Annotated in this window: 8 protein-coding genes; 7 read left to right on the top strand and 1 reads right to left on the bottom strand. The window is 70.8% G+C overall.

Annotated elements, in window-relative coordinates:
• From MKK69_RS17775 to MKK69_RS17765, 3 genes are all read left to right on the top strand, one after another.
• A partial coding sequence (locus MKK69_RS17775; RefSeq protein ID WP_243969955.1) for an iron-containing alcohol dehydrogenase occupies window positions 1-1,078 on the top strand: 1,078 nt, incomplete at its 5' end.
• An 82-nt stretch (window positions 1,079-1,160) separates the two neighbouring features.
• The gene (locus MKK69_RS17770) at window positions 1,161-1,424 is read left to right on the top strand and encodes a type II toxin-antitoxin system RelB/DinJ family antitoxin (protein WP_243969953.1); all 264 of its coding nucleotides are present in this window, start codon (window positions 1,161-1,163) and stop codon (window positions 1,422-1,424) included.
• Window positions 1,411-1,692, top strand: a complete 282-nt coding sequence (locus MKK69_RS17765) for a type II toxin-antitoxin system YafQ family toxin (protein ID WP_243969951.1) — start codon at window positions 1,411-1,413, stop codon at window positions 1,690-1,692. Before MKK69_RS17770 ends, MKK69_RS17765 begins: the two co-directional genes overlap by 14 nt.
• A 13-nt stretch (window positions 1,693-1,705) precedes the next feature.
• Here the strand turns inward: MKK69_RS17765 and MKK69_RS17760 are convergent, their stop codons facing one another.
• The gene (locus MKK69_RS17760; protein WP_409564830.1) at window positions 1,706-2,938 is read right to left on the bottom strand and encodes an ABC transporter substrate-binding protein; all 1,233 of its coding nucleotides are present in this window, start codon (window positions 2,936-2,938) and stop codon (window positions 1,706-1,708) included.
• A 262-nt stretch (window positions 2,939-3,200) separates the two neighbouring features.
• Between MKK69_RS17760 and cpaB the strand changes: the two genes are divergently transcribed.
• The 4 genes from cpaB to MKK69_RS17740 all read left to right on the top strand — a co-directional run bounded on the left by cpaB (window position 3,201) and on the right by MKK69_RS17740 (window position 7,688).
• Window positions 3,201-4,016, top strand: a complete 816-nt coding sequence (gene cpaB, locus MKK69_RS17755) for a Flp pilus assembly protein CpaB (RefSeq protein ID WP_243969949.1) — start codon at window positions 3,201-3,203, stop codon at window positions 4,014-4,016.
• Between the two features lie 5 nt (window positions 4,017-4,021).
• Window positions 4,022-5,578: a type II and III secretion system protein family protein gene (locus MKK69_RS17750; RefSeq protein ID WP_243969962.1), complete on the top strand. Its 1,557-nt coding sequence runs from the start codon at window positions 4,022-4,024 to the stop codon at window positions 5,576-5,578.
• Between the two features lie 16 nt (window positions 5,579-5,594).
• A complete protein-coding gene (locus tag MKK69_RS17745; RefSeq protein WP_243969947.1) occupies window positions 5,595-6,341 on the top strand; it encodes a CpaD family pilus assembly protein in 747 nt (248 codons plus the stop codon).
• A 69-nt stretch (window positions 6,342-6,410) separates the two neighbouring features.
• A complete protein-coding gene (locus MKK69_RS17740; RefSeq protein WP_243969945.1) occupies window positions 6,411-7,688 on the top strand; it encodes a CpaE family protein in 1,278 nt (425 codons plus the stop codon).
• Window positions 7,689-7,693 lie beyond the last annotated feature (5 nt).

Below are 7,693 nucleotides of genomic sequence, written 5' to 3'. Positions count from 1 at the left end.
CCTGTCGCGGCCCTTCGTGGTCACCGACCCCTACCTCGCCGGCAGCGGCCGCGTGGAGGCGCTGCTCGAACGGCTGGCCAGCGCCGGCACAAGGGCGACGGTGTTCGCCGACACGGTGCCCGATCCGACGGTCGCCTCCGTGGCGGCGGCGCTCGCCGCCCTGCAGGCGGGGGATTTCGACTGCGTGGTCGGGTTCGGCGGCGGCAGCCCGATGGACACCGCCAAGGCGGTGGCGGTGCTCGCCCGCCACGGCGGCCACATGCGCGACTACAAGGCGCCCCGCCAGCAGGACGAGCCCGGCTTGCCGATCGTGGCAATCCCGACCACCGCCGGCACCGGCTCCGAGGCGACCCGCTTCACCATCGTCACCGACGAGGCCTCGGACGAGAAGATGCTCTGCATCGGGCTCGCCTACCTGCCGGTGGCGGCGCTCGTCGATTACGAGCTGACGCTGACCAAGCCCAAGCGGCTGACAGCCGATACCGGGATCGACGCGCTGACCCACGCCATCGAGGCCTACGTCTCGCGCAAGTCGAACCTGTTCTCGGACGGGCTGGCGCTCCAGGCGATGCGGCTGATCGCGCCGAACCTGCGCCGGGTCTGGACCGATCCCGGCGACCGGGCGGCGCGCGAGGCGATGATGCTCGGGGCGACGCAGGCCGGCATCGCCTTCTCGAACGCGTCCGTGGCCCTGGTCCACGGGATGAGCCGGCCGATCGGCGCGCATTTCCACGTGGCGCACGGGCTCTCGAACGCCATGCTGCTGCCGGCGGTCACGGCCTTCTCGGCGCCGGCCGCCGTCGACCGCTACGCCGCCTGCGCCCGGGCCATCGGCATCGCCGGCCCGGAGAGCGACGACCGGTCAGCGGTGTCGGCCCTGGTGACGGAGCTCGAGGCGCTTAACGACGACCTCGACGTGCCGGGCCCCCGGGAATACGGGATCGATCCGGCCCGCTGGGAGGCGCTGCTCCCGACCATGGCGGCCCAGGCACTGGCCTCCGGCTCTCCCGCCAACAACCCGGTGGAGCCCAGCGCCGACGAGATCGTGGCGCTGTATCGGCGGGTCTGGGCAGGGTGAGGCCGGGGGAAGCCAGGACCGCAAAGGCTGGCAATCTGCCCCACGCGTAGCTACATTGAGGCTACAACAGGAGCTGGAAGCCATGGCGACCGATACGGTAGTTCGCGCCCGCATCAATGCTGCCACGAAGGACCGTGCGGCCAAGGCGCTCGAAGCGATGGGCCTCTCGATCTCGGATGCGATCAGGCTCCTGATGGTGCAGATCGCGGATGAGCAGCGTCTTCCGTTCGCCGTGAAGGTACCGAACGCGGCGACGCGCGCGGCCCTGGCCGAATTCGATACCGGAACGGGCACACGCTTCGCCGATGTGGACGCCCTGATGGCCGATCTGCATGCGGACGATTGAACGCTCGACCCAGTTCAAACGGGACTACAAGCGCGAGTTGAAAGGCCGTTACGCTGCCACCCTCGACGCCGCGCTGATCCCCCTTCTCCGCACGCTCGCGAACGACGCGCCGCTGGACGCGCGCCATCGGGATCACGCTCTGAGCGGCGACTGGTCCGGCTATCGTGATTGCCACGTCAAGCCCGACCTCGTGCTGATCTACGGAAAGCCCGATGCGCAGACGCTGCGCTTGGCCCGGTTGGGCTCGCACAGCGCGGTGTTCGGGTAGATCCCCACCCGCCCTACTTCGCCGCCGCCGTCAGCGGGCAGCCGCTCTCGGCGGGCGACGCGTAGGCCTCCCGGCCGGGGATGGTCGAGATCTGCCGGTAGAGGTCCCATTCGCCCTTCGACTCGGCCGGCTTCTTGACCTCGAACAGGTACATGTCGTGCACCATGCGTCCGTTCGGCTGCACGACCCCGCCATGGGCGAAGACGTCGTCGACGGGCAGCGCCTTGAGCTTGGCGTTGACCGCCTCGGTCTCGTCGGTGCCCGCCGCCTTCACCGCCTTCAGGTAGGACAGGACCGCCGAGTACGTGCCCGCCTGGATCATGTTAGGCATCCGGCCGGTGCGCTTCATGAAGCGTGCGCCGAAGGCCCGGGTCTCGTCGTTGGCGTCCCAGTACCAGCCCTCGGTCAGCGTCAGGCCCTGGGCGACCTTGAGGCCGAGCCCGTGCACCTCCGACAGGGTGAACAGCAGGGCCGCGAGCTTCTGGCCGCCCTCGACGATGCCGTACTCGGCCGCCTGCTTGATCGCGTTCGAGGTGTCGAGCCCGGCATTGGCGAGCCCGATGACCTTGGCCTTCGAGCCCTGCGCCTGCAGCAGGAACGAGGAGAAGTCCTGGTTCGAGAGCGGGTGCCGGACGCTGCCCAGGACCTTGCCGTTGTTGGCGGTCACAACCCGGCTGGTGTCGGCCTCCAGCGCCGAGCCGAAGGCGTAGTCGGCCGTGAGGAAGAACCACGTGTCGCCGCCCGCCCGGGTCAGCGCGCCGCCGGTGCCCACCGCCAGGGCCCGTGTGTCGTAGGCCCAATGGTAGCCGTAGGGTGTGCAGGCCTTGCCGGTGAGGTCGCTGGAGGCCGCCCCGGTGGTGATCGTGATCCGCTTCTTCTCCTTCGACAGGCCCTGGACCGCCAGGGCCACCGAGGAGGTGGTCAGTTCCATGATCGCGTCGACGCCGTCGCGGTCGTACCATTGCCGGGCGATTGCCGAGGCGATGTCGGGCTTGTTCTGGTGGTCGGCCGTGAGGATCTCGATCGGCACGCCGCCGACCGTGCCGCCCATATCCGCGACCGCCAACCGGGCGGCCTCCACCGAACCCTGACCGCCGAACTCGGCATAGAGGCCGGATTGGTCATTGAGGATGCCGATGCGCACCGCGCCGCCCGAGAAGCCGCCTTGCGCCGCGGCCGGGGCGGCGCTGAGCGCCGCACCCGCGCAGGCCGCCGCCAGCAGCGCGCCGCCGATTGTCCTGATCATGGTCTCCCCCCCGGGTTGGTCCGAGTTCCGCTTCTGAGGCGGTTGCGGCGGCAGGATAGGTCGCGAACCCGTGATGAGCCATGGCCCCGGTCGACCGGAGGCTGAAGGATCGCGCCGATTGTGACGCGCCGCCGGCGGCCGGCCCGTTTCCGGACCGACCTTGTCCGGCCCAGTTACAATAGCTTAACCATAAGTACACGAATCCCCGCGCAAGTTCCGGTCATGGACGGCAATTCGGCCGTCTCCGGCGCGTGGCGATGCGATGAATCCAGCCCGTCTCGCCGTCCTCGGCATCGCCCTCGCGGCGGGCAGCGGGGCGGCCTTCCTGATGAGCGGCGGCGATCCACCGCCGCCCCCGCCGCCGCAGCCGAAGGCCGAGGCGCCGCCGACGCCGATGACCGACGTTCTGGTCGCCGCCATCGACCTGCCCATGGGGCAGGTGCTGCGCCCGGCGGACCTGCGCTGGCAATCCTGGCCGGACGGCGCCGTGAGCGCCGGCTTCATGACCCGCAAGATCGATCCGAAGGCCCTCGACGAGACCGTGGGCGCCTCCGTCCGCTCGGCATTCCTGGCGGGCGAGCCGATCCGCGCGCAGAAGCTGGTGCGCCCGGAGAGCGGGTTCATGGCGGCGATCCTGCCGCCGGGCCTGCGCGCGGTCGCGATCACCACGGACAGCCGCGGCACGAACTCCGCGGGCGGCTTCATCCTGCCCAATGACCGCGTCGACGTGATCCGAACCCTCCGCGACGAGACCAACGGGCGCGGCGCCGCCGAGGCCCAGCTCGCCCAGACGATCCTGACCGACATCCGCGTCCTGGCGATCGGCCAGCTGATCCAGGAGAAGAACGGCACCAACGTCGTCACCGGCGAGACCGCGACCCTGGCCGTCACCCCCGCCCAGGCCGAGACCCTGACGCTGGCCCAGAAGGTCGGCGCCCTGTCGCTGTCGCTGCGCAGTCTCGCCGATGCCGGGCATCCGCCCGAAGACACCCCTCTGGCCGAAACGCCCCAGGCGCAGATGCCCGAACCCGCCTTGACCGTGGTGCGCTTCGGCGTCGCGCGGCAGCAGACGCCGTGACCGCCATGATCGCTCCGCTGCCTCCCCTGCGCCCGGCGCGGCGCCCCGGCCGCCATGCGGCCAGCATCCTCGCCGTCCTCGCCGCCCTGACGGCGCCGGCCCCCGCGCAGGAGCGTCCGATCCTCGGCCCCGCGCCGGTCCTGACGGTCGGCTCCGCGGAGGCCGCCTCGACCCGCCGGGTCGAGCTGACCGCCGGCCGCTCTGTGATCGTGGACCTGCCGCGGGACGCCAAGGAGGTCTTCGTCGCCAATCCGGCGGTGGCCAACGCCGTGGTCCGCTCGACCCGCAAGGTCTTCGTGATCGGCATGGCCGACGGCGCGACCTCGATCTTCATCATGGATGCCGAGGGCCGCCAGATCGCCGCCCTCGACGTCACGGTGGCCCGGGATCTCAATCTCGGGACCCTGCGTGAATTGCTCAACCAGAGCATCCCGGGCGGGCGGTTCGACGTGCGCTCCTCCGGGGCCTCGGTGCTGCTGTCGGGCTCGGTGAACGCGTCGGCGGATGCCCAGCAGGCGATCGACATCGCCAACGCCTTCGTGGGGCTCGGGAGCACGGGCGCCGCATCGGGGGCACCGAGCGGCGGTGTCGCGGCCGGCGCCCGGGGCGCTGTGATCAACAACCTCACCATCCGCAACAAGGACCAGGTGATGCTGCGCGTCACCGTGGTGGAGGTGTCGCGCAACGTCCTGAAGCAGTTCGGCATCAACCTGAACGGCAACTGGTCGGCGCTGAACCCCCTCGGCAACGCCACCACGTCCCCCGCGCTGAGCAATGCGCTGCCGTTCCCGATCACCGGCGGGACGACGCCCACCGGTAACCAGATCCAGGCCTCGATCAAGGGCGCAGGCTTCTCGCTCCAGGCGACGCTGAAGGCCTTCGAGCAGGCGGGGGTCTCGCGGGTCCTAGCGGAGCCGACGCTGACGGCGATCTCCGGCGAGGCCGCCAAGTTCCTGGCCGGCGGCGAGTTTCCGGTGCCGTCGGCCGCGTCGAGCTGCGTCGGCGGCCTCTGCTCGGCCCCCGGCATCACCTTCAAGCCCTACGGCGTCGCCCTGAGCTTCACGCCCGTGGTGCTGGCCGACAACCGCATCTCCATCCGCGTCGCCACCGACGTGACCGAGATCGATCCCCAGACCAGCTTCAACTACACGAATGACGGCGTCACCACCGCCATCCCGGGCACCCGGGTCCGCCGCTCCGAGACCACGGTCGAGCTCCCCTCCGGCGGCGTGATGATGACCGCCGGCCTGATCCAGCAGGTCAACAAGCAGGCGATCTCCGGCCTGCCCGGCCTGATCAACCTGCCGGTGCTCGGCGCCCTGTTCCGCTCCCGGGACTACCAGCGGATGGAGACCGAGCTGATGATCATGGTCACCCCCTTCATCGCCCGGGTCATGGAGCCGAAGCAGGTCAGCCGGCCCGACGACAACTTCGTCGATGCCAGCGACGGCCAGGCGGTGCTGCTCGGCCAGATCAACCGCCTGTACGGCAAGGTCGCCCCCGCCGCCGCGGCCCCGCTCGGGCAGACCTATCGCGGCCGCGTCGGCTTCATCGTCGAGTAGCGAGCAGGATCGGACCATGACCGCACGTCATCCGCCCGCCCAGGGCCTCCGCCTCGGCAGCCTCCTCGCCGCCTGCGCCCTCGGCGCCCTGGCGACCGCCTGCAAGAGCGATCCGACCACCACCACCGGCGCGATCGAGGTGTCGGATTACCGCGCGCGTCATCCGATCGTTCTGACGGACGGCACCCGCAGCCTCGACGTGTTCCCCACGGGGGTCGGCCACCTCGATCCCCGCCAGACCAGCGATGTCGACGCGTTCATGCTGGAATACCGCCGCTACGGGCGGGGCGTCCTCCTGATGGAGGTCCCCCGGGGGGTTCCGCCCGCCCAGGCGGACGCCGTCGCGCGCACGGCGGCCACGCTGAGTCGGCTCGGTGCGCAGGACCGGGTCGGTGCCCGCGAGATCGCCGTCACCGGCTACGTGGTGACGGCGCCGAGCCTCGCCGCGCCGATCCGGCTGAGCTTCCAGCGCATGCAGGCCAAGGTCTCCGACGCCTGCGGCCTCTGGCCCCAGGATACCGGGACCAGCGACTTCGCCTTCGACTACAGCAACCGGCCTAGCTGGAACCTCGGCTGCTCGATGCAGGCGACCGTGGCCGCCCAGACGGCGGATCCGATCGACCTGGTGCGCGGCCGGCCCGAGGGCCGCATCGACACGGTCAAGCGGGTCCGGGATATCGGCCAGCTGCGCGACGGCAAGGATCCATCAACCACATGGCGGCAAGATGGGCAGACCGACGTCAAGTCCCAGGTCGGCCAATAGCCCCCTCGGCCAAGAGTCCCACGCCCGAACCCGACGCCGCCTCCCGAACGCGAACCTGAAAGCGCCGTCATGGCAGACCAGTCCGAGACAGCCGAGCGCACGATCGCCCCGGTGCCCCGGATCACCATCCAGGCGTTCTGCGAGACGAGCGAGACCGCCGCGATGATCGAGGGGGCGGCCCTCGACCGGCGCATGCAGAAGGCGCAGGTCAAGGTCCGGATGGGCGGCGGTGCCGCCGCCATCGAGGCCTACCGGCACGCGCCGACCCCCAACGTCATCCTGATCGAGACGCAGGGACCGCGCTCGAAGCCGGTCGAATGCCTCGACGCGCTGGCCGAGGTCTGCGACGAGGGCACCCGCGTCCTGGTGATCGGCCATCTCAACGACGTGACGCTCTACCGGCAGCTGATCCAGCGCGGGGTGTCCGATTACCTCATGGCGCCGGTCGAGCCGCTGACCCTGATCGCGGCGCTGTCCGACCTGTTCACCGCCCCGGGGGTCAAGCCGGTGGGCCGCACGGTGGCGGTCTACGGCGTGAAGGGCGGCATCGGCGCCTCGACGGTGGCGCACAACTTCGCCTGGGCGCTGGCCCGCGGCCAGGGCGTCCAGACGGTGATCGCCGATCTCGACATCGCCTTCGGCACCGCCTCGCTAAACTTCAACCAGGACCCGCCCCAGGGCATCGCCGAGGCGGTGTTCGCCCCCGAGCGCCTGGATTCCGCCCTGGTGGAGCGGCTGCTGTCGAAGTGCAGCGACAATCTGAGCCTGCTCTCGGCGCCCGCGAGCCTCGACCGCACCATCGACCTGTCGGAGCCCGCCTTCGACGCCCTGATCGAGTATCTGCGGGCGAGCGTGCCCTGCGTGGTGCTCGACGTGCCGCACCAGTGGAACGCGTGGTCGAAGCGCGTCCTCACGGCGGCCGACGAGATCCTGATCGTAGCGGGCCCCGACCTCGCCAGCCTGCGCAACGCCAAGAACCTCCTCGGCGCGCTCAAGCACGGACGCCCGAACGACGCGCCGCCGCGGATCCTGCTCAATGGGGTCGGCGTGCCCAAGCGCCCCGAGATCGGCGCCGCCGAGTTCGCCAAGACCCTGGAGGCGCCGGTCGCGCTGACGATCCCCTTCGAGCCGACGCTGTTCGGCACCGCCGCCAACAACGGCCAGATGATCGCCGAGATCCAGGCCGGATCGAAGGTGGCGGAGCTGTTCAACGACCTCGCGGCCGTGATCCTGGGGCGGGCCGAGACCCGGCGCAGCGGGCGTGCGAGCCTGCTGGAGCCGCTGCTCGCCCGGTTCGCCGGGACCAAGCTCGGCGGAACCAAGCTCGCCGGCGGGAAGGCCTCGTAATGCGG

Source organism: Methylobacterium sp. J-026 (genome assembly GCF_022829585.1).
In the GTDB taxonomy this organism is placed as follows: Bacteria; Pseudomonadota; Alphaproteobacteria; order Rhizobiales; family Beijerinckiaceae; genus Methylobacterium.
This window is presented reverse-complemented; position numbering and strand designations above follow the sequence as displayed.

Bases quoted from the DNA above. Each gene is read 5' to 3' on its own strand.
- MKK69_RS17770 (WP_243969953.1), top strand. From the start codon at position 1,161: ATGGCGACCGATACGGTAGTTCGCGCCCGCATCAATGCTGCCACGAAG.
- MKK69_RS17765 (WP_243969951.1), top strand. From the start codon at position 1,411: ATGCGGACGATTGAACGCTCGACCCAGTTCAAACGGGACTACAAGCGC.
- MKK69_RS17760 (WP_409564830.1), bottom strand. From the start codon at position 2,938: ATGATCAGGACAATCGGCGGCGCGCTGCTGGCGGCGGCCTGCGCGGGT.
- cpaB (WP_243969949.1), top strand. From the start codon at position 3,201: ATGAATCCAGCCCGTCTCGCCGTCCTCGGCATCGCCCTCGCGGCGGGC.
- MKK69_RS17750 (WP_243969962.1), top strand. From the start codon at position 4,022: ATGATCGCTCCGCTGCCTCCCCTGCGCCCGGCGCGGCGCCCCGGCCGC.
- MKK69_RS17745 (WP_243969947.1), top strand. From the start codon at position 5,595: ATGACCGCACGTCATCCGCCCGCCCAGGGCCTCCGCCTCGGCAGCCTC.
- MKK69_RS17740 (WP_243969945.1), top strand. From the start codon at position 6,411: ATGGCAGACCAGTCCGAGACAGCCGAGCGCACGATCGCCCCGGTGCCC.